Source organism: Actinokineospora globicatena (assembly GCF_024171945.1).
Classification (GTDB): domain Bacteria; phylum Actinomycetota; class Actinomycetes; order Mycobacteriales; family Pseudonocardiaceae; genus Actinokineospora; species Actinokineospora globicatena.
Genome location: NZ_JAMTCR010000002.1, coordinates 1,230,601 through 1,254,456, shown reverse-complemented (window position 1 = coordinate 1,254,456; position 23,856 = coordinate 1,230,601). Strand labels below are relative to the sequence as shown.

Here is a 23,856-nt window from a genome sequence, read left to right as displayed (position 1 = left end):
CGACCGGCTAGCCGAAGATCGGCATCACCGCGGAGTGGATCTCGAAGCCCGCCGCCTGGGTGGGGGTGTCGTGGGAGTAGACGGCCGAGAGGATGTCCACGGCCTCCTCGGAGAGCTGACCGTCGTCCTTCAGGTCCTGGGTGATCCGGTTGATCGGCTTGGTGAAGCCCCGCAGGCTCCGCCCCGGCGGGTACTCGGCGATCTCGTACACGCGGTCCCTGCTCACGAAACCGGACCCGACCGAGGCCTCCACCAGGACGGCCGCCTGGACCGGTCGCTCGGCGTGCAGCCGCATCAGCAGGGCGTCCACGGCTTCTTCCGTCCAGCCGCCGAACTTCGGGCTCTCGCGCCGCGCGGTGTAGGCGTCGACCCGGTCGACGTCCTTGACCGACTCGGAGCTCACCTCCACCGCCAGCTCGCTCTTCGCGAGTTCGAGCAGCTGGGCTGGGCGGATCATGTAGAGGGTCGTGTCGCACCTCGCCCGCATCTCGTTCACCAGCTCGATGCGCGGCCCGCGGCGCTCACCGCCCTCGTCCCGCCACCAGTCCTCCTTCGTGTCGCTGGTGACGAAGAGGACGTCGAGGCGGCGGCTCGCCGCTTCCACCAGCGTCTGCTCCCAGACGAGGTAGTCCCCGACCGCGTTGGCGTCGTCCTTCTTCTTGTCCTTGTACCCCGGGGGTTCCTGCGCCTGGATGCGCCGCAACCCCTCGGTCACGGCCACCTTGTACGCCTGCGCCGTCATCGGTGGGCCTACCCGCCCCTGGAGGATCGGCTCCACCGCGGCCAGCACCGTGTCCTGGTGGGTGTCGCGGTGGAACTGGTGGGTCGACGAGTGGGCGATCGCCTTGATCCGGTCGGACACCTGCTCGAACCCGTTGTCCAGCAAGGAGATCAGCGCGTCCCGTTCCCCCGGTGCCAGGTGCACCCGGTTCGCCCAGGCGCGCACCTCGGTGTTGGCCTTGTCGCGGTGCGCGTCGAGGCTCTTGGTGATCTTGACGGCGTCCCCCGGGTCGCGCAGGACGGTCTCCCGGTTGCGCCAGAACTCGGTGAGCACCTGGTGCGGCACCCAGAGCGCCTCCAGCTTCTCCAGCGCCCTGAGCAGGGTGTCGCGCGCGGTGGCGGTGTAGCGGTAGAGGTTGAGCAGCAGGTTGGTGTCCGGCACGACGATGCCCGAGGTCAGCACCTGCCTGAGTTCGTCAGCCGTGGGGCTGCGGTAGCCCTCGAAACCCGCGTACAGCCCGCCGCTCCCGCTCTGGTCCGCCATGTTCGCGGACATCGCGGCGGGAAAGGATCTTGTTACTAGGGCGTCGTGTCAAGGGCGCCGGTGACGCGGTCCATGACGGCGGTCCAGTGGTCGCGCTGGCGGGCGCGTTCGCCGGGGTTGGCGAGCCATTCCTGGTGGAAGCGCAGCAGGGTCTTGTCGCCCTTGGCCGTGACGGTGACCTGGATGGTCGTGAAGTGGTCCCAGCCCGGGGGGCGGCAGGTGACGCGGATGCGGTCCCGGTCGCGGTAGCCGCGGACGTCACCGACGGCACCGTCGCGGGTGGCGTACTTGGCGCCGCGGGTGGGCGAGAGGACGGCGCCGGGGCCGAGCCACATCGAGATGCCGGTGGGGCCGCTGATCAGGTCCCAGACCTTGGCCAGCGGGTGCGGCACGGTGCGGGAGACACCGATCTGCCAGCCAGCGTCCTGCGTCAGGCCGGGGTCGCTGACCGCGAGGGGGTCGGTGCGGGTCCACGCGTCGGCGCGGTTCAGCGGGTCGGTCACGGTCCGACTATAGGTCGGGTGGCCGGGTGCTACGGCAACTATCCACCTATCGAGCACGTTGCGGCGATGCCAACCACATCCCGCAACGGGTGGCGAATCTTCCCTTGCCACCCCGCAACGTGAGACTCATGTGGCATGGAGAAACGGGAGCCCACAATCCGGGCCAGGGAGTTGGGCGAGAGCATGCGGCTCGCCATGGTGATGGCCAACCTCAACGGGGTGCGCGCGTGCGCGGAGTTGGGGTGGTCGAAGAGCAAGCTGTCCAGGATGTTCCTCGGCACCCGCGGGGTGTCGCACGCGGACCTGGTCGACTTCCTGCGGGTCTGCGGTGTCACCGGCGCGGAGCGGGACCGGATGTTGGCCATCTGCGCCGAGTTGCGCGCGCCAGCCTGGTCCCGGGAGCAGGCGGGCCGCTTGCCGAGGCACCTGCACGCGCTCATCGACCACGAGGAGCAGGCCGTCACGATCCGCGGGCTGGACCTGCTGGTGGTGCCCGCCCCGCTGCAGACCGACGACTACGCCAGGGCGCTGGTCGCCGCGGACGTCACCGTGCCGCCGAACGAGCGGGACGCGCGGGTCGTGGCGAAGCTCACCCGGCGCCAGTTCATCAAGCGCGACCTGCCGCCCACCTGCGTGTTCCACATCGCCGAGGCCGCGCTGCGGTTGCCCGTCGGCGGCCACGACCTGCGCGCGGACCAGGCCCGCGACCTGGTCCGGATGTCCGAGCGGCGCAACATCACCATCCGGGTGGTGCCGACCGAGCGCGGGGTCACCGCGTCGGCGGCCGGGTCGTTCCGGCTGCTGGAGTTCGCCGACTTCAAGCCGGTGGTGTGCGTGGAGAGCGAGACCTCGTGCCAGTTCATCGAGGGCACCGACGAGGTCACCGGGTACCGGGCGGTGCTGGCCGCGCTGGCCGAGACCGCCCTCACGCCCGATGAGTCGCGTGCCTTTCTCGTCGCGCTCGCCGAGGGGCGGGCCGGGTAGCGGCCAGGTGCGCGGCGGGCACGACCGCGGTGATCGGCCCCTGCGGGTTCACCACCAGCGGGTGGCCGCGCAGCAGCGCGGCGACCTCGTGCCCGCGCACCTCCCGCCACCCCGGCCAGGCGGGCGGCACGTGCGCGGCCGAGGTGCACACCGGCACCATCACCGTGCCGTCCTGATTGGGGAATCCGGTGATACCGGCGTCGTTCGAGGACCGCGCAAAGATCAACAATGTCGCGTCGTGCAGCTCCGGCAGCAAATCGGTCTGCGGCCGGTATCGGGTGTGGATCAGCTGCAGCACCTTCTCCAACCGGTTCGACGGAACCGGCATCCGCAATGCCGTGGGTGACGGCCGGTAGTCGCGGTTAGCGCGGAACCGCTCGCCGATCTGACCGCGGTCGTCGACCGGGTAGGCGCCGACGACCCCCCACGGCGGCACCTCCTCGTGCCTGCCGAACTCGGGGTCGATCACGTACAGCCAGCTGTTGGGGTTGGACCGGGCGCTCGCCCGCATCTCAAGGGTGATCTCCGGCTGGTCCATCGTCGCTCCCTGGGCGCGGGGTGGGTGCGGACATCCTAAGGCCGGTGCTCACTTCACGTGACCGGACAGGTGCCCACCGCCACCGGGCCAGGAATTCCCGACGAACTCGACCAATAACACGGGAACCGTCCCACGACGTCACCCATCAGAGATAGAGTCGTCGCAAAAGCACAGGACCAGGGAGTCAGCACGGTGTTTCTAGCCGATGGCGGTGGGGGTTCCGCACCTGTGGAGCCCGCGTACGCCGGAACCCAGACCCTGCGCGTCGAGCCGTCCGCCATCCCCGGCGCGCTCGCCGCGTTCCGCGAAGCCCACGCCAGGGTGTCGGAGAAGGTCACGGCACTCGACGCGCTGCAGGTGCCCGAGTGGGCGAACGACCCGGTGAGCGGCACGACCGCGACCGAGTTCACCCAGCGCACCAACGGCGGTGGCGACGACTCAGCGAGCAAGTGCCTGCGCGGCTACCAGGAGCAGCTGCAGCGGGCGATCACCGCACTCGAGCAGGCCGAACGGGGATACCTGGCCACCGAGGGCACCAACTCCGCGATGTGGGGCAAGACCCACCCGGCGTGACCCGCCTCCCCTGACCCCACCAGCTGTCTACCGAGGGTGATCCGAACATGGCAATGCACCGGTGGCGCGGGTACGACCACCCCACCCTGCACACGATGATCAACGGCGGCCCTGGTCCGGCCGCGTCGACGCCGCAGACCGAGTACTGGGACTCGCTGCACTCCGAGCTGGCCGAGATCGACGCCGACCTCAACGCCAAGCTCAGCACGCTCGCCGCCAGCTGGGAGGGTGGCGCGGCCGACCAGGCGCAGACCGGCCTGACCCCGCTGCAGGCGTGGGCGGCCGACGCGCAGTCCGGTGCCTCGGGCATGCGCGCCTCCACCGAGTACCAGGCCGACATCGTCGGCCGGGCCCGCGCGGAGATGCCGGAGCCGGTCCCGGTGACCACGCCCGCGCCGTCGGGCTGGTCGAAGGTCGCCGCGGGTGCCGCGCTGCTGACCGGCAACCCCGGCCCGGCCGCCGCGGTGGTCAACCAGGCGCAGGACCACGAGGCCCAGGAGGCGGCCCAGGACGCCGCCTCGCAGAAGGCCGTCGACGCGATGGACAGCTACCAGTCCAGCAGCAACTTCAACACCAACACCCTCGGCGAGTTCGTGCCGCCGCCGGACGTCGTGGTGTCCACCCCGGAGCCCTCCGGTGGCACCGGGTACGCCGTCGGCCACTTCGTGTCGGACTTCAACGGCGCCAACGGCAGCACCGGCACCAACACCGCGAGCTACGCGCCGAGCAACGTCAGCCACTTCGGCGGCGGCAGCTACGTCCCGCCGAACCACGGTGGCGGCAACGTCGGGTTCACGCACCCCGGGGCGCTGCCCGCGCCCACCGCCCCGGCCGGCTACACCAGGCCCGGTGGCGTGACCGCGCCCTCCGGCTTCATCCCCGGTGGCGGCGGTGAGAGCCCGAACCTGAACTTCACCCAGTTCAACCACAACCAGACCTCGGGCGGCGGCAACGTCCAGTTCAACCAGAGCGGCGTCAACGGGACCTTCAACGGCACCCTCAACCCGACCGGCGGCGTCAGCGGCGCCGAGGGCCCCAAGTCCAGCAGCGGGCTCGGCGGCAAGGGTGGCGCCGGGTCGTCGGTGGGCACGCCGGGTGCGACCGGGGAGAGCTCGCGGCAGAGCGGTCAGCTCGGTCGCGGCGGCATGGCCGGGACCGGTGGCATGGGCGGTGCGGGCGACAGCATGATGGGCACCCGCTCGAACGCCGTCGCCGCGGGCAAGGGCGGTCTGGGTGGCCCCGCCGGGCAGAACCGGGCCAACGGCGAGGACGACGAGGAGGAGTTCGAGACCGCGAGCTACCTCGTCGAGACCGATGACGTGTTCGGCGACGAGCGCGCGGTGTCGCAAGCCGTCCTCGGCGCCGACGAGTGACCACGTTCGGCATCGTGGCTGAGGTGACGAGCACCCCTGTGTCGCTCTCCGCGCTGGAGTTCGACGTGCTGTGGGAGCACCTGGCCCCCGGGGCGATGCCCCTGGTGGTCAAGGTGCCCTCACCGGGCAAGACGTACGAGGAGCGGGCCCAGATCGAGGACGAGGTCTGGGCCGGTCTCGAGCAGCGCGGGCTCGGCCGCAAGGTCGACGTGCACCCCGAGGTCGAGCACCTGGTCCGGCTGCTGGCCAGGCCGGACCGCGAGGTCGACGGCCGCACCTGGGTCGGCCGGGGTGTCCGGTTGCTGGCGTGCGCCACCGGCCGCGACCACGCCGCGCTCGCGGTGCTCAGCGAGGACCGGATCACGCTGAGCCGCACCTCGCCCGCGGGGTTGGCCAGTGCGGCGGTCGCCGTGCTGCCCGCCGTGCAGGCCGGTCCGGGCCGGTCGATCACGTTGCGCACCGAGGACTTCGAGGCCGCTGCCAAGGGCACCGACGGGACGCAGAAGAGCTTCGAGCTCGCGCTGCTCGCCAGGGGTGTCCGCGGTGAGGACGCGACCGCGCTGACCGAGATGATCGGCGACGTGCGGGGCACCGGGAACTTCGGCGCCGCCGCCCGCGACCGGCTCGGCCGCCGGGTGCGCGGTGACCGGGTGGTGTCGTTCTTCGACACCGACCTCGGCCGCTACGTGCAGGTCCGCCGGGCCTCGCCGGACAAGACCCTGTGGACGACGATCTCGCCCGCGGACAACCGCAAGCTGGTGCACCTGGTCGAGGAAGTGCTCGACGAGGTGGTCCGGGACGTCGAGGACTAGCCGGACCCGTGCCGCGCCAGACCGTCGACCCCGCTGAGCTCCGCGCCGCCGTCGAAGCCACCCTCGCGTGGCTCGACGGCGGCGACCAGCCCGCACGTCCCGTCCTCGCCGCCGCCGTCCGGTTGAGCCTGCGGACGTTGGAGCAGGACGCGCCGGGCCACAGCGTGGAGGTCCGGGTGCCGCCGTTCGCGGCTGTGCAGTGCGTCGAAGGTCCCCGGCACACGCGCGGTACGCCTGCCAACGTCGTGGAGATGGACTCGCGCACCTGGCTCGCGTTGGCCGTCGGCCGGTTGCGCTGGGAGGACGCGGTGGGCGACGGACGTATCGCCGCTTCCGGCGCTAGAGCAGACCTGTCTGGCCTGCTCCCGTTGCTCCGGTTCTGAGCCTCTAGACGTCGACCAGTTCCGGCTCAGGGATCCGGGTGCGACGCATAACCAGCACGAACCCGATAGCGCCAGCCACCGCGAGCACCGCGTAGACGGCCAGCAGCGCGGGCGGCGTCGTGCCCGTCAGGGCATCACCAAGGAAGACGGCAGCAGCCGTACCGGGGAGGCTGCCCAGGAAAGTGCCGATCAGGAACGGCCGCAGCGAGATCGTCGACAGGCCGCAGCAGTAGTTCATCGGCGCGAACGGGACCATCGGTACCAGCCGCAGCGTCGTGATCGCGCCGACGCCACCGCCCGCGAGCCGGGCGTTCACCGCGCGCACCACACCGCGCTCCAGGTGCGGCTCCACCCAGCGCCGCCCCAGCCCCCTGGCCAGCGAGAACGCCAGCGTGGACGCGATCGTCGTGGCCACCATCGCGACGGCGAACCCGGCGGCACCACCCAGCAGCAACCCGGCGGAGAGGTTGAAGACGGTGCGGGGGATGGGCGCCACGGTGAGCACCGAGTAGCCGATCAGGAAGAGCACCGGGGTGGCCCACCCGAGGCCGTCCGCCCACAGCCGCACCTGCACCGGGCTGGGGATCGGGATGAGCGATCCGACCAGGACCAGGGCGATGACGGCGGCTGACACGAGGAGGAGGGCTCGACGACCGGGCACGCCCACCACGGTAGTGGCAGTCCGGCCGGGGTGACGTGCGCCACCTGCGGTTGGTCCGTGCTCCGCCGAGCAGCGCTTACACTGGGGTGCAGCCCTCACTCCGTCCCCAGGGAGCGCTTGGTGGCCGACCAGTTCACGACTGGCCCTATCCCCTCTTTCGACCAGCCCGAGCCCGAACCCCGCGAGGAATGCGGTGTCTTCGGCGTGTGGGCCCCGGGCGAAGAGGTGGCGAAGCTCACCTACTACGGCCTGTACGCACTCCAACACCGCGGGCAAGAGGCGGCGGGCATCTCGGTCGCCGACGGTCACCAGATCGTCGTGTTCAAGGACCTCGGCCTGGTCAGCCAGGTGTTCGACGAGCAGGTCCTGTCCTCGCTGCGCGGCCACGTCGCCGTCGGGCACTGCCGGTACTCGACCACCGGGTCGACCACCTGGGAGAACGCCCAGCCCACGTTCCGCACCACCGCCACCGGCAGCGGCCTGTCGCTGGGCCACAACGGCAACCTGGTCAACACCGCCGAGCTGCGCGACCGCGCGACCGCGCTCGGGGTGACCTCGCGCAACGGCGCGACGACCGACTCAGACATCATGACCGCCCTGCTCGCGGCCAGCGCCGCCGACAAGGGCCTGGAGCAGGCCGCCCTCGAGGTCCTGCCCACCATCCGCGGCGCGTACTGCCTGGTCTTCTCCGACGAGTCGACCCTCTACGCGGCCCGCGACCCGCACGGCGTCCGCCCGCTGGTCCTCGGCCGCCTGGAGCGCGGCTGGGTCGTGGCCAGCGAGACCGCCGCCCTCGACATCGTCGGCGCGTCGTTCGTGCGCGAGGTCGAGCCGGGCGAGCTGATCGCCATCGACACCGACGGCCTGCGCTCGTCGCGCTTCGCCAGCCCGGAACCCAAGGGCTGCCTGTTCGAGTACGTCTACCTGGCCCGCCCGGACACCTCGATCTCCGGCCGGTCCGTGCACGCCACCCGGGTCGAGATCGGCCGCAGGCTGGCCGTGGAGCACCCGGTCGAGGCCGACCTGGTGGTGCCGGTCCCGGAGTCGGGCACCCCGGCGGCCATCGGGTACGCGCAGGGCAGCGGCATCCCGTTCGGCACCGCGCTGGTGAAGAACGCCTACGTCGGCCGGACCTTCATCCAGCCGTCGCAGACCATCCGCCAGCTCGGCATCCGGCTCAAGCTCAACCCGCTGCGCGAGGTCATCCGCGGCAAGCGGCTGATCGTGGTCGACGACTCGGTGGTGCGCGGCAACACCCAGCGCGCCCTGGTCCGGATGCTGCGCGAGGCCGGTGCGCTCGAGGTGCACGTGCGGATCGCGTCGCCGCCGGTGCAGTGGCCGTGCTTCTACGGCATCGACTTCGCCTCCCGGGCCGAGCTGGTCGCCAACGGGCTCGACCTGGACGGCATCCGGCGCTCCATCGGCGCCGACTCGCTCGGCTACGTCTCGCTGGAGGCGCTGATCGCCGCGAGCGAGCAGCCCAAGACCCGGCTCTGCGCGGCCTGCTTCACCGGCGAGTACCCCATCGAGCTGCCCGACGACGCGCTGATCGGCAAGCACCTGCTCGAAGGCATCGAGAAGGGCGTGGCGGGCTCCGCCGCGCCGCTGCAGCCAGCCGGGTACGGTGCCGAGGACGCCCTCCGGCGCCCGTGACGTCCTGCCCCTCCTAACCTGATTCGAGCCATGACTGAGACCAGCTCACCCGAGTCCTCCGCCAACGCCACCTACGCCGCTGCGGGCGTGAGCATCGAAGCAGGTGACGAGGCGGTCGAGAAGCTCAAGCCGTGGGCGGCCAAGGCCAACCGGCCGGAGGTGCTCGGCGGGATCGGCGGCTTCGCCGGGCTGTTCAAGCTCAAGCTCGACCGGTGGAAGGAACCGGTGCTGGCGTCGTCCACCGACGGCGTCGGCACCAAGATCGCCATCGCCCAGGCGCTGGACATCCACGACACCGTCGGCGTCGACCTGGTCGCCATGGTGGTCGACGACCTGGTGGTCTGCGGCGCCGAGCCGCTGTTCCTGCAGGACTACATCGCCGTCGGCAAGGTCCTGCCGGACCGGATCGCGGCACTGGTCAAGGGCATCTCCGAGGGCTGCGTCCAGGCGGGCTGCGCCCTGCTCGGCGGCGAGACCGCGGAGCACCCCGGCCTGATGTCCGACGGCGCCTACGACCTGTCGGCCACCGGCGTCGGCGTGGTCGAGGCCGACCAGATCCTCGGCCCGGACCGCGTCCGCCCCGGCGACGTCCTCATCGGCATGGCCTCCTCCGGCCTGCACTCCAACGGCTACTCCCTGGCCAGGCACGTCCTGCTGCAGATCGGCCGCATCCCGCTCTCCGGCCACGTCGAGGAGTTCAGCCGCACCCTCGGCGAGGAACTGCTGGAACCGACCCGCATCTACGCCAAGGACTGCCTCGCCCTCGCCGCCGAGACCGAGGTCCGCACCTTCGCCCACATCACCGGCGGCGGCCTCGCGGCCAACCTCGCCCGGGTCATCCCCAACGGCCTGCACGCGACGCTCGACCGCGGCACCTGGACGCCGCAGCCGGTCTTCTCCCTCATCGCCCAACGCGGCCGCGTGGCCCGCGAGGAGATGGAACGCACCTTCAACATGGGCGTCGGCATGGTCGCCGTGGTCGCCCCGGAGGACGTCGACCGCGCCCTCGCCGTCCTGACCGCCCGCCACGTCCCGTCGTGGATCTTGGGCGAGGTCCGCCCCGCGGACGACCCCGCGGCGGTGCGAGCGACCCTTACGGGCGACCACCCGCGGTTCTAGGCTTCTTCGACAACAGGCCCGGCGAGCTGTTCGCCGGGCCTGTTTCGTTGTCTGCGGTCCGACTGGGTGGCGTCTGTGCCTCTAACCAGGGGTCTCGCCGTTGATCTCCCGCCGATATCCACTCTTATGGGTGACAGAAGTTATCCACATGTGGATCACCGCAGGGGTGCTTTCAAGATCGACTGTCGGTGGGCCCCGGTAGACTGGCCCAGGGACGCCCCCCAGAGAGGGTGGGGGCTGGGCAGGGGTTGCCTGCGCGCGCGGGCGCGAAGCGGGCTCGGTGGGGTCGGGGGCTGGCGGCGCGGAGCGGGCCCGGTGGGGCCTAGGGGCCGAGGCGCAAAGTGAGGCCGGTAGGGCTCTAGGGGCGCTGGCGCGAAGCGAGTCGGGTAGTGGCGCGCGAGCGGGCTGTAGCGCTAAGGGCCAGCGGCGGCGGTTCGGGTCGTGTGCGGCGGCTGTCTCGCGGGTGAGGTTGGCTGCTCCGGCTTGGGGTGTGGGCGTGTCGGGGGTCATGTGACGGGGTCGCTGCTGGTCAGGCGAGCGGCGGGTGTCCATTGCGGACGGCTGTGGAGTTGCTGTGGGTTGGGGGGTGGGGGTGGAAAAGTCGGGGGGTGGCGGGGCAACCTGCGGGGGTGCCGGCCCGTACTAACGGGCGGACCTAGGAGGTGTTGGGTGCCGGACCGGGACGCGGAGTTCGGGGAGTTCCTGGACAGCCGGGCCACTGTCATGCGGCGGACCGCCTTCCTGCTCAGTGGGGGTGATTGGCACCGGGCGGAGGATTTGGTGCAGACGACGCTGGCGAAGATCTACGTGGCGTGGCCGCGGCTCAACCGTGAGGGCGGGGTGGACGCGTATTCGCGCAAGGTGATGGTGCGGACGGCGATCGACGAGTCGCGGCGGGCGTTCCGGCGGCGGGAGAACGTGGTGGAGCACCTGCCGGAGGTGGGGGTCGAGCCGGTCGGGGTGGATGACGCGGTCGACGTGCGGCGGGCGTTGGCGTTGTTGCCCGCCGGGCAGCGCGCGGTGGTGGTGTTGCGGTACTGGGAGGATCTCAGCGTCGCCGAGACGGCGCAGGCGCTGGGGAAGAGCGAGGGGACGATCAAGAGTCAGGCGGCGAAGGGGTTGGCGGCGCTGCGCAAGCTGCTGGCGGGCGGGCGCGTCCTGGTGGAGGGGCAACTGTGACCGATGACGTGCGGGACCTGCTCGGTCGGGCGCTCGGTGACGAGCCGCCGCTGGGCATCGACCGCGAGGCCGTCTTCGCGGACGGGCGCCGTCGGCTGCGGCGGCGTCGGGTGGCCGCGACCGGTGGGGTGGCGGCCGCGGTGGCGGTGGCCGTGTTCGGCGCGGCGATGCTCTCCAGCGGCGCGGTCGGGCTCAGCCAGCCGGAGGTCCTCCCCGCGGCGCCTCCGTCGGTCACCACGACCCGGGTCCCGGCACCTGTCGAACCAGTGCCGACCACACCGACCGAGGCGCCGTCGTCGACGATCACCACCCACCGGCCCAGGCAGGTCACCGCGTTGCGCGACGGGGTGATCTGGCCTGCCGGGGTGCGGCCGCAGTCGAGCAAGCCGGGCCGCGAGTGGTACGAGTTCGACGACGACGGCGAGATCCGAGCTGCGCTGACCACCGCCAAGGGTGACCGGATCCTGCAGGTCAGGGTGTATTTCACCGCCGCGCGCGAGCACATGATCGACTGCCCGGGCGTGCAGAACGGCGCGAAGCTGCCCAACTGCTACGTCGGCAGCTACGCCAACGCGAAGGTCCGCACGGAGCGGGACTCCCCCACCGATGGGCCCGCCGTGGTGCTGGTCACCGCCGACCGCGCGGACTCGGTGACCGTCGAGGTCATGGAGACCGCGGGCGACCACGGCAGGCTGGACCAAGTGCTCCCCGACAGCACCATACTCAAGATCGCTACGCTTCCCGGGCTGGCACCCTGAGTCCGATGTGGACACAGCAGGACCCCGGCGGTGAAACCCGGTTGCCCCACTAGGGCATCCTGGTGGACGTGAACGATGAGTTGGTGGTGTCCGCGGCGCTGGTCGTACCGGCGGGTGAGCTGCGTGAGCGGTTCTCCCGCTCGTCCGGTCCCGGCGGTCAGGGCGTGAACACCGCCGACAGCCGGGTCGAGCTGTCCTTCGACCTCGCCCGGTCTCCGTCCATTCCGGACCACTTGCGCCAGCGCATGCTCGCGCGCCTGGGCAACCGGCTGGTGGACGGCGTGGTGACCATCGCGGCCAGCGAGTACCGCGCGCAGCTGGCCAACCGGGCCGCCGCCCGCGAGCGCCTCGCGGCTTTACTCCGCCAAGCCGCTGCCCCGCCGCCGCCATCGCGCCGTGACACGAAGCCCTCTCGGGGTTCCCGCGAACGCCGCCTGACCGCGAAGAAGCAGCGCTCGCAGACCAAGCAGACCCGGCGACGACCGCCGGACGACTGAACGAAGAACTGGGCGGCCCCGACGAACGGGACCGCCCAGCTCAGGTGAGACTCAGCCGAACAACGCGGGGAGGGTGCCCTCCCAGGCTTCCCGCAGCTCGGCGAGCGGCAGGTCGCCGACGCCCTGGATCTCCAGGGACTGCGACTCCGGGTCGACGACGCCGGTGCGGCGCCACGGCAGGCCCCGGGCGGTGCACATCTCGGTGAAGCGCAGCTCCTCCGAGCGCGGCACGGCGACCAGAACACGGCCTGCGGACTCGCTGAACAGCTGGACGAACGGGTCCTGGTCCTGGTCGAGGAACACCCGGGCGCCGACCTCGCCGATCAGGCAGGTCTCGACCAGCGTCTGGGCCAGGCCGCCGTCGGACAGGTCGTGCGCGGCAGAGATCATGCCGTCGCGAGAACCGGCCAGCAGGACCTCGCCGAGCAGCCGCTCGCGGGCCAGGTCGACCTTCGGCGGCAGACCACCGAGGTGGCCGTGCACGACGTGCGCCCACTCCGACCCGCCGAACTCGTCGCGGGTGTCGCCGAGCAGCAGCAGCGACTCGCCCGCCTCCGCGCCGATGCCGGTGGGGATGCGGCGGCGCACGTCGTCGATGACGCCGAGGACGCCGACCACCGGGGTCGGGTGGATGGCGGTGGTGCCGGTCTGGTTGTAGAAGCTGACGTTGCCGCCGGTGACCGGGATGCCGAGTTCCTTGCAGCCCTCGGCGAGACCGCGCACGGCCTGCTCGAACTGCCACATGACCGCCGGGTCCTCCGGCGAGCCGAAGTTGAGGCAGTTGGTGACCGCGAGCGGGGTGGCCCCGGTGACCGCGACGTTGCGGTACGCCTCGGCCAGCGCGAGCTGGGTGCCGGTGTACGGGTCGAGCTTGACGAAGCGGCCGTTGCAGTCGGTGGCCAGCGCCACGCCGCGACCGGTCTCCTCGTCGACCCGGATCATGCCGGAGTCCGACGGCTGCGCGAGGACGGTGCCGCCGCGCACGTAGCGGTCGTACTGCTCGGTGACCCACCGCCGCGACGCCAGGTTCGGGCTGGCCGCCATCCGCACGACCTCGGCCCGCAGCTCGTCCGGAGTGGACGGACGAGCGAGCTGCTCGGGACCGTTGCCCTGCAAGGCGTCCTGGTAGTCCGGGCGCTCGATGGGGCGCTCGTACATCGGGCCCTCGTGCGCGACGGTGCGCGGCGGGACGTCGACAACGGTCTCACCGTGCCAGGTGATGACCAGCCGGTCGCCGTCGGTGACCTCGCCGATCTCGGTGGCGATCACGTCCCACTTGGCGCAGACCCGCATAAAGGCGTCCACATCGGACGGCTTGACGACCGCGCACATCCGCTCCTGCGACTCGCTGGAGAGGACCTCGGCGGGCGTCATCCCTGTGGCGCGCAACGGAACCCGGTCGAGCTGCACGAGCATGCCGCCGTCGCCCGCGCTGGCCAGCTCGCTGGTCGCGCAGGACAGGCCAGCGCCACCGAGGTCCTGGATGCCGACGACGATGCCCTCGGCGAACAGCTCGAGGCAGCACTCGATGAGCACCTTCTCGGTGAACGGGTCGCCGACCTGGACCGCGGGCAGCTTCTTGCGCCCGGTGCCGCCCTCGTCGCCGGAGAAGGTCTCGCTGGCCAGCACGGACACGCCGCCGATGCCGTCGAGGCCGGTGCGCGCGCCGAAGAGGATCACCTTGTTGCCGGTGCCCGACGCGTGCGCCAGGTGCAGGTCCTCGGTGCGCATCGCGCCGACGCACAGCGCGTTGACCAGCGGGTTGCCCTGGTAGGAGGCGTCGAAGACGACCTCACCGCCGATGTTGGGCAGGCCGAGGCAGTTGCCGTAGCCGCCGACACCGGCGACGACACCGGGCAGCACGCGCTTGGTGTCGGGGTGGTCGGGGGCGCCGAAGCGCAGCGGGTCCATCACCGCGAGCGGGCGGGCGCCCATCGCCATGATGTCGCGCACGATGCCGCCGACGCCGGTCGCCGCGCCCTGGTAGGGCTCCACGTAGGACGGGTGGTTGTGCGACTCGAGCTTGAAGGTGACCGCCCAGCCGTCGCCGATGTCGACCACACCGGCGTTCTCGCCGATCCCGGCCAGCATCTTGGCCTTCATCTCCGGCGTGGTGTTGGCCGACCAGTGCTTCCAGTGCACCTTGGACGACTTGTACGAGCAGTGCTCGCTCCACATCACCGAGTACATGGCCAGTTCGGCGTCGGTGGGGCGGCGGCCGAGGATCTCGCGGATCCTGGCGTACTCGTCCTCCTTGAGCCCGAGCTCGCGGAACGGCTGCTCCTGCTCCGGCGTCGCCTTGGCGTTGTCAACGCTGTCGATCACGCGGCCACCACCGAGTCGAGGACGGACAGGAACATGCCGAGACCGTCGTCGGACGGCCCGGTGAGCGCGTCGATGGCGTGCTCGGGGTGCGGCATCAGGCCGACGATGCGACCGGTCGGGTCGCTGATGCCCGCGATGTCGTCGGTCGAGCCGTTGGGGTTGAGCCCGGCGTAGCGGAAGACCACCCGGCCCTCGCCCTCCAGCTCGTCCACGACGGAGCGCGGCGCGGCGTACCGGCCGTCCATGTTCTTGACCGGGATGATGATCTCGGCACCGGCGTCGTAGCGGCTGGTCCACGCGGTGCCCGCGTTCTCGACCTTGAGCCACTGGTCGCGGCAGACGAAGTGCAGGCCCGCATTGCGCAGCAGCGCGCCGGGCAGCAGACCGGCCTCGCACAGCACCTGGAAGCCGTTGCAGATGCCCAGCACCGGCAACCCGCCGCGCGCGGCGGCGATGATCTCGCCCATCACCGGCGCGAACCGGGCGATGGCGCCTGCGCGCAGGTAGTCGCCGTAGGAGAAGCCACCGGGCAGGATGACCGCGTCGACCCCCTTGAGGTCGGCGTCACCGTGCCACAGCGCGACGGCCTCGGCGCCGGAGGCCTTGATCGCCCGGATGGTGTCGCTGTCGTCGAGCGTGCCGGGGAAGGTGACCGCGCCGATCCTCACGCCTGCACCCGCCTCACCACGAAGTCCTCGACCACCGGGTTGGACAGGAAGCCCTCGGCGATCCTGGCCAGGGTCTCGTCGTCGACGGAGTCGTCGACCTCGAGTTCGAAGTGCTTCCCCTGTCGGACATCGGACACCCCGTCGAACCCGAGCCGGGGCAGCGCACGGGCCACCGCCTGACCCTGCGGGTCCAGAATCTCCGGCTTGGGCATGACATCGACGACAACTCGGGCCACGGCGGGCTACTCCTCGAGTTCGAGAGGCCAATACCCCGGAAGCCTACCTGACCTGGGAGTTCACCCCACCGCCCCCGCTGACCTGCACGACCTCGCCCACGTCACACGATCGAGTGGGACCGGCGAACGGGCCTTGGCGAACCGCTACCGCGCGGTTAATCTTGCCGTGTTGCTCTGGCCCGTAAGCCAGGGAAGTGAGCCCAGCCCACGTCCGGACGGACGGCGGCTGGGCTTCGCGCTATCCGGGGACCGGCACCGTGACGCGGCGGCCGACCAGCGGTTCCGAGCGGCGGCCCCAGTCCCCGCCCGCACCCACCGACCACGCGACGGCGTCCGCGATCCACAGCAGCGGCTCACCGGGGCCGTGGTGGTGCTCGTAGACGAGCCCCGACGCCCTGGCGATCTTGGTCAGCACCACCCGGATCGTCGCCTCGTCCAGCCGGTCCCGATCGTCTCGGCTGTCCATGACCATCCGGGTGGCGTCGACCCCCAGCAGGTCCACGGTCAGCGCGGCGAGACAGGCCTGCCGCGCGGGCTCGTGCCCGTTGCCGCAGTCGGCCGCGTAGACCCAACACCCCAATCCCGCTTCCTCCATCCGGGACAGTGCGAGTCGGCGCAGCCGCGGCGATTCCCTCTTGAAGTGCAACTCGCGCTGGCCGGGGAGCAGCAGCGACTTCATCAGTTTCCGAGTCCGGTTGAGCTGAGCCGGGTCGAGGCACGCGGCAACCAACAGGTAGGCGTCGCCACGGCTGGACTCGTCAACGAAGGCATGCAAGGTCACCCAAGGAAGATCGGCTCCGGCGGGACCGGTCTGGATCACTCGAACGTGTGTGCGTTTCGTGTTCGCCTGTGGCGAGAGGGGTGGTGGGGCGGGGGCGGGCGGGTGAGGGTGGGGGTATGCGGATTCTGGTTTTGGGTGGGACGCGGTTCGTGGGGTTCTCGGTGGCGGCTGAGGCGGTGCGGCGGGGGCACGAGGTGGTGTGCGCGGCGCGGGGACAGGCGGGGCGGGTGCCGGAGGGGGCTCGGTTGGTGCGGGTCGACCGGGATGTGGAGGGCGGGCTCGAGCCGCTGGTGGGGGAGGGGTTCGACGCGGTGGTGGACGTCGCGACGATCTCCTACGAGTGGGTGCGGCGGGCGTTGGCCGCGTTCGGCGAGCAGGTCGGGCACTGGACGTTCGTGTCGTCGATCAGCGCGTACGCCGAGCCGGGTGCGCGGCCGACCGGGGCGGGCGACCCGTTGCTCCCGCCGAGGACGGTGCACGGCACCCGCGAGTTGATGAAGGACGATCCCGACCTGTACGGCTCGGTGAAGGTCGCCAGTGAGCAGGCGGTCACGGCGGCCGTCGGCGCCAAGGCCATGATCGTGCGCGCCGGTCTGATCACCGGGCCGGGTGACGAGCACGACCGGTTCGGCTACTGGGCGCAACGCCTGGCCCGGGGTGGCCGGGTGCTGGTGCCCGACGTCGACCACGACATCCAGATCGTCGACGTCCGCGACCTCGCCGCCTGGATCGTGGACGCCGCCGAGAAGGGCACCACCGGGATCTTCGACGGCGTCGGCCCCGCGCGGCCCTTGCCGGACCTGCTCACCGCGATCGCCGACGTGCTCGGCGCGGACGTCGAGTTCGTGAGAGCGAGCCCGGACAAGCTGCTCGAGCTGGGCGTCAACCCCTGGGCGGGCCCCCGCTCGCTCCCGCTCTGGCTGCCCGCGAGCCACCGATACATGGCCTCCCGCGACGCCGCGCCCGCGCTGGCGGCGGGCCTCACCCCGCGTTCCCTCGCCGACGCCGTGGCCGGGGCCCTCGACCACGAGCGCACGCTCGGCCTGGACCGTGAACGCAAGGCAGGCCTGACTCCCGAGGACGAGGCCGAGGTGATCGCCGCCCTCGGCGCGTAGTCACCCGACAGCGGGGCGCAACCCCACCGAACAGGTACCGGTGCTCGAGGTGGTCCGCCTGGGCAGCCGATGGCCTGCGGGGTGGTGTCCGGTTGTCATCCGAGGGAGAACGAATGCTCCGCGGGAAGCCCGGGCGCGCGTTCGCCCGCCTCTTGGTCGTCGCGCTCGTCGCGGCGGGGTTGGCGCCCGGGTTGGTTCACCCGGCTGAGGCGGCCCCGCCGCGCTGCGGTGGGCCGGGCACACCGTCGGTGGTCGCGCTGCACAGCAGCCACTTCTACGTCGACACCAACGCGCAGCTGCCGTCCGGCTACGCGGGCTACCGGGTGAGTGGCCAGACAGCGCGCAGTGGACTGTGGCTCGGCGTGGACGGCTTCACCGGCGGGGTGATCGCGCCCGCGACCGACCAGCCCACCAGGGTTCCGCTACCCGACCTCACCGAAACCGGTGTGGCGCGGTACCTGCTGTTCACGGCATCTGCAGCGACCACCACTCCGCAGAGCCACACGATCACGATCTACACCGGACCGCGACAGATCCAGCAACCGCTCTTACCGCAACGGCAACACTTACGGTTGAGGTCAGCAATGCCCTACCGGACGCGATCACCATGCCAGCAGGCGGAACTGTCACCGGCCTGGACGTGCTCGCGAACGACCTCTGCCCTGGCTGCACGATCACCTCTGTTACGACAGCGAGCTACGGGACATCGGTCAGCGAAGGCAGCGCAGTCGGTTGGACACCGCCCGCTGATTTCGCCGGTCTGGCCAGTTTCGGCTACACGGCGGGAGATGGGTCGCAGGTGGTGTCCTCTACCGTGCGGATTCTGGTGACCCCACCACCGCTCGCGGTCAGCACCCCAGTCGACCAAGATCTCGCCATCCAGCCACCAGTTCGTGCCCGGGTTGCGTCTTGCTCATCCGCACGTCTTCAGACGACGGCGACTTGGACTAAGACGGAACCGGGTTCCGCTACACACCCGGACCTGGCTACACCGGGCCCGACAGCTTTACCTACCGCCTGACTGATCCGGTGTCGCAGCTGTGGGTTGAGTCAGGTGTCGGCATCACCGTCATTGGCGCGGTAGCGCTACCTGCCTTGAGCATTGCGGTGACGCCACCGAACGCGGGAAGCCAACCGGCAGCAGGTGATGTTGTCCCGTGGACGTGGACCGTGACCAACACCGGCAACGTCACCCTGGTTGACATCACCCCCACCGGCGCGACATGCACCGCCGTCACGCTCACCGTCGGCAGCAACGTGGCGTGCACCCACAACCACACCCTGACCCAGCCCGAGATCGACGCGGGCCAACTGACCAGGCGTATCGACGTCACCGCGAACAGCACTGGCGGCCCAGCGAGCGGCTTCGACGAGACCACCGTGCCGCTCGCGCGCGTGCCGGGCCTGAAAGTCACCGCCGCAGCGTCGCTCAACAGCGGCAACATCACCGTGACCTACACAGTGGCCAACACCGGCAACACCACTCTGCCGGCGATAGGAGTAACTCTCACCGACAGCACTGTCTTGGCTTGCACCATCACTTCTAACCAACGCCGGATTCACCTACACGTCCGACGCGGACTGGTCAGTCACTGTTGTCGTCGACGGCACCTCGGCCGTTGCCGCTAACTTCACCGGAGTGGGTAAGGGCGCGATCAAGGGGACCATCCACACAGGCACTCAAGCACCGGTAAGCAGCGCGCAGGTGGTCTGTCATTGGGCGGGTCTAGACGGCATTCTCTCCACACCCGACGACGTCCCAATAACCGTTGTCGCTAACGCGGCAGGCTCATACGACCTCACCCAGCTCCCCTACGGCCTCTATTCGTGCACCGCTACCGACCCCGCGACAGGTACCGCGTCAACGGCCACCCAGGTCACTGTGCAGTCCACGACCCTGGTGGTCGTCGACCTGCAGATCGGCAGCGCACCAGCCGTACCGGAGCAGGACGAACCGGAGTTGGCCGACACCGGAGCACGGCCCCCCACCACCTGGCCTGGCTGGGCATCCTGCTCGTCCTGGCTGGGACGAGCACGTTGTTGGTTATCCGCAGGCGTCAAGCCGCAGACAGCGCTGTGCAGGCCCGGTAGGTCATAGCGGTAGCGCCGTTGTCCAGGGCAGTGTCGACAGCGTCCAGGTAGGCCGCACGGTGGGAAGGACGAGACAGGTCTGCCGCGTCGATGGCAAGCCGGAGCGTGCCCGCCCGGCGGGTAGTACGGCTCGCGGCCAGGACAAGCGCGAAGCACCGCCACGTCTCGGCCCGTTCGTGGCTGCTGAGGGACTGCACCCGCGACCGCCACACGGCACCCGTCCGCAGGTCGTGGACACCCACGAGGTCGGCGCACAGCGTGAAGTCCTTGCGCTGCAAAGCGATCAAGGTCCCACGCGAGGCCAGCCAGCGCGGTGGCGCGAAACCGGTCGTGTGCAGGCCCGCGCGCTCCATGGCCGACATGGCCGCCGTGAGGCGCAACCCGGCCTCGTGCGCGGGCAGCGAAGCGAACTCGGGGCGCCGCATCGACACGGTCCGACCACGGGGTTCCCGGGTGTGGTCGAAGCCGTGCAGCAGGACGTCGTCGCCCACGAGGCGGCGGGTGCGGACCCAGTCCACGGCCGCGCCTGCGAGTCGGGGGGCTACCAACAGGGACAGTGGCACCCCGCGCCTGCCCAGGTGCTCGGCGAGATCGGCGCAGTGGTGCAGGGTCCGGGCGTCGATCCCGGACAGCGAGACCAGCAGTCGAGCCGTCACCCCACCAGCACAGCGCCACCGGGTGACTACCAGGTGTCGCCGGTGGTGACTCAGCCGATCCAGTCGGCGAACTTCCGGCCGGTGACCTGCTCGTACGCCTCGATGTAGCGGCCGCGGGTGGCCTCGGCGACCTCGTCGGGCAGCGCGGGGGGCGGGGTGTTGCTCGCCCGGTCCCAGCCCGACGCCGGGGAGGTCAGCCAGTCGCGGACGAACTGCTTGTCGAACGAGTGCTGCGCCCGGCCCGGCTGGTAGGTCTCCACCGGCCAGTAGCGCGACGAGTCCGGCGTGAGCACCTCGTCGCCCAGCACGACCTGGCCGTCGAGCAGGCCGAACTCGAACTTCGTGTCGGCCAGGATGATGCCGCGCTCGGCGGCGTGGTCGGCGGCGCGCCGGTAGACCTCGAGGGCCAGGTCGCGCACCACGGTCGCGTGCTCGGTGCCGATGACCTCGGCGATCTCGTCGTTGGTGACGTTCTCGTCGTGCTCGCCGATGGGGGCCTTGGTGGCCGGGGTGTAGATCGGCTCGGGCAGCTTGGAGCCCTCGACCAGGCCGGGCGGCAGCGCGATCCCGCAGACGGCGCCGGTGCGGTTGTAGTCGAGCGTGCCGGACCCGGCGAGGTAACCGCGCGCGACGGCCTCCACGGCCAGCATGTCCAGCCTGCGCACGACCAGCGCGCGGCCGCGGACCTCGGCCGGGATGCGCGGGTCGTCCCAGGCCACCAGGTGGTTGGGCACGACGTCGCCGAGCAGGTCGAACCAGAACACGCTCATCGCGGTGAGGATGCGGCCCTTGTCCGGGATCGGGGTGTCGAGCACGAAGTCGTACGCCGAGATCCGGTCCGAGGCGACCAGCAGCAGGTGGTCGTCGTCGATGGCGTGCAGTTCGCGGACCTTGCCCGCGGCGATCTTCGGGTAATCCTCGAGCGTGGCCACGTTGGTGCAGCCTACGGATTCGTGCCGCACACTTCGGACGTGGGGTACGACTGGGTTTGCTTCACCACGGACTACGGCCGAGCCGACGGCTTCCCCGCCGTCTGCGAAGGCGTCATCGCCCGCACCGCGCCACACGCGCGTGTCCTGCACGTCAGCCACGAGGTCCCGCGCCAGGACGTGCGCTCCGGGGCCGACCTGCTGGTGCGCTCGGTGCCGTACCTGCCGCGCGCGGTGCACCTCGCCGTCGTGGACCCGGGGGTCGGGACGGGGCGCAGACCGGTGGCCATCGTGTCACCCGAGGGGGTACTCATCGGACCGGACAACGGGCTGCTCCCGTCGGCCGCCGAGGTGCTCGGCGGGGCCATCGCGGCGTACGAGATCGCCGAGTTCCACCTGGCACCGGTGTCCGCGACGTTCCACGGGCGCGACATCTTCGCGCCCGCCGCCGCGCACGTGGCCAACGGCGTCAACCCCAGCGCGCTGGGTCCCGCTGTCGACCTGGACTCGCTGATACGCCTACCTGAGCCGGTCACACACACCGAGCCAGGTCGGGTCACGACGGAGGTTCTAGGTGCGGACCGCTTCGGGAACGTCCAACTGGCCGCGAAAGACCTGGCCGCCGACCCGGGCACGGTGGTCCATGCCCAGGTCGGCGACCGGTCGTTGGAAGCGGTCGTCGGGCGCACGTTCGCCGACGCCCGCTCGGGCGACGCCGTCGTGCTGCTCGACTCGGCCGGTCGGGTCGCGATCGCGGTCAACGGGGGTTCCGCCGCCGAGATCCTGTTGCCGCGACCCGGTGACCGGGCGGTGCTGTTGCTGGCAGCCGCTCCAGCACCGCCCGCTCGGTCCTAGAAGGTGACCTTCCAGGAGTTGATGTAGCCGGTGTCGTAGGTGGCGGTGTCGCGGACCGACAGCTTCCAGCCACCGTTGGCGACCTCGCTGGAGAGGTCCACGGTGAACTGGGTGGTCAGGTTCGCGGAACCGTCGCCTGGGTTGGCGCGGCGCAGCGAGTAGCTGGTGCCGTCCGGCGCGATCAGGTTGAGCTCCAGGTCGCCGACGTAGGTGTGCACGATGTTGACGTCGACCTTGGTCGCGGCGGGCGCGTTGCCGGTGCGGCCGTCGATGGTGACGGTCGAGGTGGCGGCGGCGCCGTTGTCGGCGATCTGCACGTCGTCGGTGTTCTCCCACGGGCCACCCGGCTGCGGCGGGGTCCCGCCCTGCACGGCGGCGAGCGCGTCGACGCGGCCCTCGCCGTAGAAGGTGTTCTTCGCGGTGGTGCCCTTGCAGCGGCTGTCGCTGCCGCAGGCCAGGTCGTCGGCCTGCTCGGCGATCTTGGCCTTGATCTGGTCGACGGTGGCGCTCGGGTTGACGCTCTTGATCAGCGCCGCGACGCCCGCGACGTGCGGGGTGGCCATCGAGGTGCCCGACATCTGGCCGTAGTTGCCACCGGGCATGGTCGAGTACACGTTGTCGCCGGGGGCGGCCACATTGACCTTGTTGGCGAAGTTGGAGAACGAGGACTTGGCGTTGCTGCTGGTGATCGAGCCGACGGTGAGCGAGGACTCGAGCTCACCCGGGACGATCTTGCAGGACGCGGTGACCGGGCGGCTCGAGGGCGTCGAGTCGTCCGGGCTCAGCGTGTCGGTGGACTTGTTGTCCAGGTCGGTGTTCTCGTTGCCCGCGGCGACGACGTTGAGCACGCCCTTGCCGGTGGCGTAGTCGGCCGCGCGCTTGACGGCCTCCATGATCGCGGCCTGGTCGACGTTGTTGGGGCAGTTCGCCCACCACGGGTCGGTCCAGTAGCTGTTGTTGGTCACCGCGAAGCCGTTGTCGCCCGCGTACATGAAGCCGCAGACCACGTTCTCCGGGAAGAACAGCTGGGTGGTCGGCTCGGCGACGCGGATCGACGCGACGCGCACGCTCGGCGCGACGCCCACCATGCCCTTGCCGTTCTTGGCCGCGGCGATGGTTCCCGCGACGTGCGTGCCGTGGTCGCCGACCGGGCGCCACGAACCGGTGCGCGCGTCGACCTTGCCGTAAGCGCAGGAGACAGACTTAGAGGCGTCGAAGTTCGCCTTGAGGTCGTAGTGCTGGTCGTCGACACCAGTGTCGATAACGCCCACGAGGACATTAGAGCTACCGGTGGTGACCTCCCACGCCTTGTCCGCGCCGATCTGGGTCATGTCGACCCGGCTGGTCTCGTTGGCGGTCGGCGTGGTCTGCGACGGCGAGGTGGGGATCGCCGGGTTCGACGACGCGGCGGGCACGTCGGAGGTGCGGGAGGCGCCGACCTGCTGCACGCCGGACACCGAGCGCATCTTCGAGGCGAAGTCGGTGGCTGTCGAGTGCGCCACGATGACGCCGATCGCGTCGTAGGAGGCGTAGACCGTGCCGCCGTTGGTGCTCACCGCCGACTTCGCGCCGCTGGTGTCGTTCGGGGCGGTGATCACGAGGTACGAGCGCAGACCGGCCGCGGCGGCCACGGACTTGCCGGTACCCGGCTTGCCGGGACCCGCGGCGGCGACACCCGCCATGGGCGTGATCAGGCCGACGCTGAGCGCGGCGATGATCGCCGTCCGCCTCAGTCCGGCGCGGGAACGCAGGAACACGATGTCCTCCGGGGCGTTTCGATCAGGGGCAGGGAGACCCTGTGCGCGCCATGATGACCAAAAACACCCGGCGGAAGAATCCTTGGCGAAAAAAGGGTTCGAACGGCCCAGAGAAAGTGGAATAAACAGAAGGCCGCCCTGGGACA

Annotated in this window: 25 protein-coding genes; 14 read left to right on the top strand and 11 right to left on the bottom strand. The window is 70.8% G+C overall.

The features are described from left to right. Window positions 1-7 precede the first annotated feature (7 nt). The gene (locus tag LV79_RS05995; RefSeq protein ID WP_253832842.1) at window positions 8-1,276 is read right to left on the bottom strand and encodes a PIN-like domain-containing protein; all 1,269 of its coding nucleotides are present in this window, start codon (window positions 1,274-1,276) and stop codon (window positions 8-10) included. 23 nt (window positions 1,277-1,299) lie between these two features. Next, window positions 1,300-1,767, bottom strand: a complete 468-nt coding sequence (locus LV79_RS05990; RefSeq protein WP_253832840.1) for an SRPBCC family protein — start codon at window positions 1,765-1,767, stop codon at window positions 1,300-1,302. Between the two features lie 135 nt (window positions 1,768-1,902). Here LV79_RS05990 and LV79_RS05985 point away from each other — a divergent pair, with 135 nt between their 5' ends. Further along, a complete protein-coding gene (locus LV79_RS05985) occupies window positions 1,903-2,751 on the top strand; it encodes a helix-turn-helix domain-containing protein (protein ID WP_253832838.1) in 849 nt (282 codons plus the stop codon). Here the strand turns inward: LV79_RS05985 and LV79_RS05980 are convergent. Further along, window positions 2,693-3,289, bottom strand: a complete 597-nt coding sequence (locus LV79_RS05980; RefSeq protein WP_253832836.1) for a type VII secretion system-associated protein — start codon at window positions 3,287-3,289, stop codon at window positions 2,693-2,695. The two genes, LV79_RS05985 and LV79_RS05980, sit on opposite strands and share 59 nt — an antisense overlap. A 228-nt stretch (window positions 3,290-3,517) precedes the next feature. On the opposite strand from LV79_RS05980, the gene LV79_RS05975 reads away from it, so the two are divergent. The 4 genes from LV79_RS05975 to LV79_RS05960 are packed head-to-tail and all read left to right on the top strand — an operon-like array spanning window position 3,518 to window position 6,430. Further along, window positions 3,518-3,862 (top strand): hypothetical protein, encoded by a 345-nt coding sequence (locus tag LV79_RS05975; RefSeq protein ID WP_253832834.1) that lies wholly within the window; start codon window positions 3,518-3,520, stop codon window positions 3,860-3,862. 47 nt (window positions 3,863-3,909) lie between these two features. Next, complete coding sequence (locus tag LV79_RS05970; RefSeq protein ID WP_253832832.1) at window positions 3,910-5,235, top strand: PPE domain-containing protein; 1,326 nt, start codon at window positions 3,910-3,912, stop codon at window positions 5,233-5,235. Window positions 5,236-5,258: 23 nt separating this feature from the next. Then, window positions 5,259-6,047: an ESX secretion-associated protein EspG gene (locus LV79_RS05965; RefSeq protein ID WP_253832830.1), complete on the top strand. Its 789-nt coding sequence runs from the start codon at window positions 5,259-5,261 to the stop codon at window positions 6,045-6,047. A gap of 8 nt (window positions 6,048-6,055) precedes the next feature. After that, window positions 6,056-6,430, top strand: a complete 375-nt coding sequence (locus LV79_RS05960) for a sterol carrier family protein (protein WP_253832828.1) — start codon at window positions 6,056-6,058, stop codon at window positions 6,428-6,430. A gap of 4 nt (window positions 6,431-6,434) precedes the next feature. On the opposite strand, the gene LV79_RS05955 is transcribed toward LV79_RS05960, so the two are convergent. Beyond that, window positions 6,435-7,091, bottom strand: a complete 657-nt coding sequence (locus LV79_RS05955; protein ID WP_372495269.1) for a TVP38/TMEM64 family protein — start codon at window positions 7,089-7,091, stop codon at window positions 6,435-6,437. A gap of 120 nt (window positions 7,092-7,211) precedes the next feature. Between LV79_RS05955 and purF the strand changes: the two genes are divergently transcribed. From purF to arfB, 5 genes are all read left to right on the top strand, one after another. Further along, on the top strand, window positions 7,212-8,744 hold the full coding sequence (gene purF / locus LV79_RS05950; RefSeq protein WP_253832826.1) for an amidophosphoribosyltransferase: 1,533 nt from the start codon (window positions 7,212-7,214) through the stop codon (window positions 8,742-8,744). A 30-nt stretch (window positions 8,745-8,774) separates the two neighbouring features. Then, window positions 8,775-9,863, top strand: coding sequence for a phosphoribosylformylglycinamidine cyclo-ligase (gene purM, locus LV79_RS05945; RefSeq protein ID WP_253832824.1), 1,089 nt, complete (start codon window positions 8,775-8,777; stop codon window positions 9,861-9,863). Between the two features lie 669 nt (window positions 9,864-10,532). After that, the gene (locus LV79_RS05940; protein ID WP_253832822.1) at window positions 10,533-11,042 is read left to right on the top strand and encodes a SigE family RNA polymerase sigma factor; all 510 of its coding nucleotides are present in this window, start codon (window positions 10,533-10,535) and stop codon (window positions 11,040-11,042) included. Beyond that, entirely contained in the window at window positions 11,039-11,800 is a 762-nt protein-coding gene (locus tag LV79_RS05935; RefSeq protein WP_253832820.1) for a hypothetical protein, read from the top strand. The genes LV79_RS05940 and LV79_RS05935 overlap by 4 nt, the downstream gene beginning before the upstream one ends. A 59-nt stretch (window positions 11,801-11,859) precedes the next feature. Next, window positions 11,860-12,297, top strand: coding sequence for an alternative ribosome rescue aminoacyl-tRNA hydrolase ArfB (arfB, locus tag LV79_RS05930; RefSeq protein WP_301320741.1), 438 nt, complete (start codon window positions 11,860-11,862; stop codon window positions 12,295-12,297). 51 nt (window positions 12,298-12,348) lie between these two features. Here the strand turns inward: arfB and purL are convergent, their stop codons facing one another. The 4 genes from purL to LV79_RS05910 all read right to left on the bottom strand — a co-directional run bounded on the left by purL (window position 12,349) and on the right by LV79_RS05910 (window position 16,307). Next, a complete protein-coding gene (purL, locus tag LV79_RS05925; protein ID WP_253832816.1) occupies window positions 12,349-14,622 on the bottom strand; it encodes a phosphoribosylformylglycinamidine synthase subunit PurL in 2,274 nt (757 codons plus the stop codon). After that, window positions 14,619-15,290: a phosphoribosylformylglycinamidine synthase subunit PurQ gene (gene purQ, locus LV79_RS05920; protein ID WP_253832814.1), complete on the bottom strand. Its 672-nt coding sequence runs from the start codon at window positions 15,288-15,290 to the stop codon at window positions 14,619-14,621. The genes purL and purQ overlap by 4 nt, the downstream gene beginning before the upstream one ends. Then, on the bottom strand, window positions 15,287-15,526 hold the full coding sequence (gene purS, locus LV79_RS05915; RefSeq protein WP_092781753.1) for a phosphoribosylformylglycinamidine synthase subunit PurS: 240 nt from the start codon (window positions 15,524-15,526) through the stop codon (window positions 15,287-15,289). Before purS ends, purQ begins: the two co-directional genes overlap by 4 nt. Before the next feature lie 238 nt (window positions 15,527-15,764). Beyond that, a complete protein-coding gene (locus LV79_RS05910; protein WP_253832812.1) occupies window positions 15,765-16,307 on the bottom strand; it encodes a hypothetical protein in 543 nt (180 codons plus the stop codon). 116 nt (window positions 16,308-16,423) lie between these two features. On the opposite strand from LV79_RS05910, the gene LV79_RS05905 reads away from it, so the two are divergent. The 3 genes from LV79_RS05905 (at window position 16,424) to LV79_RS05900 (ending at window position 19,051) form a co-directional block, all read left to right on the top strand. Then, a complete protein-coding gene (locus LV79_RS05905) occupies window positions 16,424-17,422 on the top strand; it encodes an NAD-dependent epimerase/dehydratase family protein (protein WP_253832810.1) in 999 nt (332 codons plus the stop codon). 352 nt (window positions 17,423-17,774) lie between these two features. Then, a complete protein-coding gene (locus LV79_RS34765; protein WP_372495267.1) occupies window positions 17,775-18,443 on the top strand; it encodes an Ig-like domain-containing protein in 669 nt (222 codons plus the stop codon). Between the two features lie 8 nt (window positions 18,444-18,451). After that, window positions 18,452-19,051, top strand: a complete 600-nt coding sequence (locus tag LV79_RS05900) for a CLIPPER-2 domain-containing protein (protein WP_285605681.1) — start codon at window positions 18,452-18,454, stop codon at window positions 19,049-19,051. 428 nt (window positions 19,052-19,479) lie between these two features. On the opposite strand, the gene LV79_RS05895 is transcribed toward LV79_RS05900, so the two are convergent. Together LV79_RS05895 and LV79_RS05890 are read right to left on the bottom strand one after the other, a co-directional pair. Further along, the gene (locus LV79_RS05895) at window positions 19,480-20,169 is read right to left on the bottom strand and encodes a DUF2334 domain-containing protein (RefSeq protein ID WP_253832806.1); all 690 of its coding nucleotides are present in this window, start codon (window positions 20,167-20,169) and stop codon (window positions 19,480-19,482) included. A 50-nt stretch (window positions 20,170-20,219) separates the two neighbouring features. Beyond that, complete coding sequence (locus tag LV79_RS05890) at window positions 20,220-21,101, bottom strand: phosphoribosylaminoimidazolesuccinocarboxamide synthase (protein WP_253832804.1); 882 nt, start codon at window positions 21,099-21,101, stop codon at window positions 20,220-20,222. Between the two features lie 39 nt (window positions 21,102-21,140). Here LV79_RS05890 and LV79_RS05885 point away from each other — a divergent pair, with 39 nt between their 5' ends. Continuing rightward, window positions 21,141-21,953, top strand: a complete 813-nt coding sequence (locus tag LV79_RS05885; protein WP_253832802.1) for an SAM hydrolase/SAM-dependent halogenase family protein — start codon at window positions 21,141-21,143, stop codon at window positions 21,951-21,953. Here the strand turns inward: LV79_RS05885 and LV79_RS05880 are convergent. After that, the gene (locus LV79_RS05880; RefSeq protein ID WP_253832800.1) at window positions 21,950-23,710 is read right to left on the bottom strand and encodes a S8 family peptidase; all 1,761 of its coding nucleotides are present in this window, start codon (window positions 23,708-23,710) and stop codon (window positions 21,950-21,952) included. The genes LV79_RS05885 and LV79_RS05880 overlap by 4 nt on opposite strands. Window positions 23,711-23,856 lie beyond the last annotated feature (146 nt).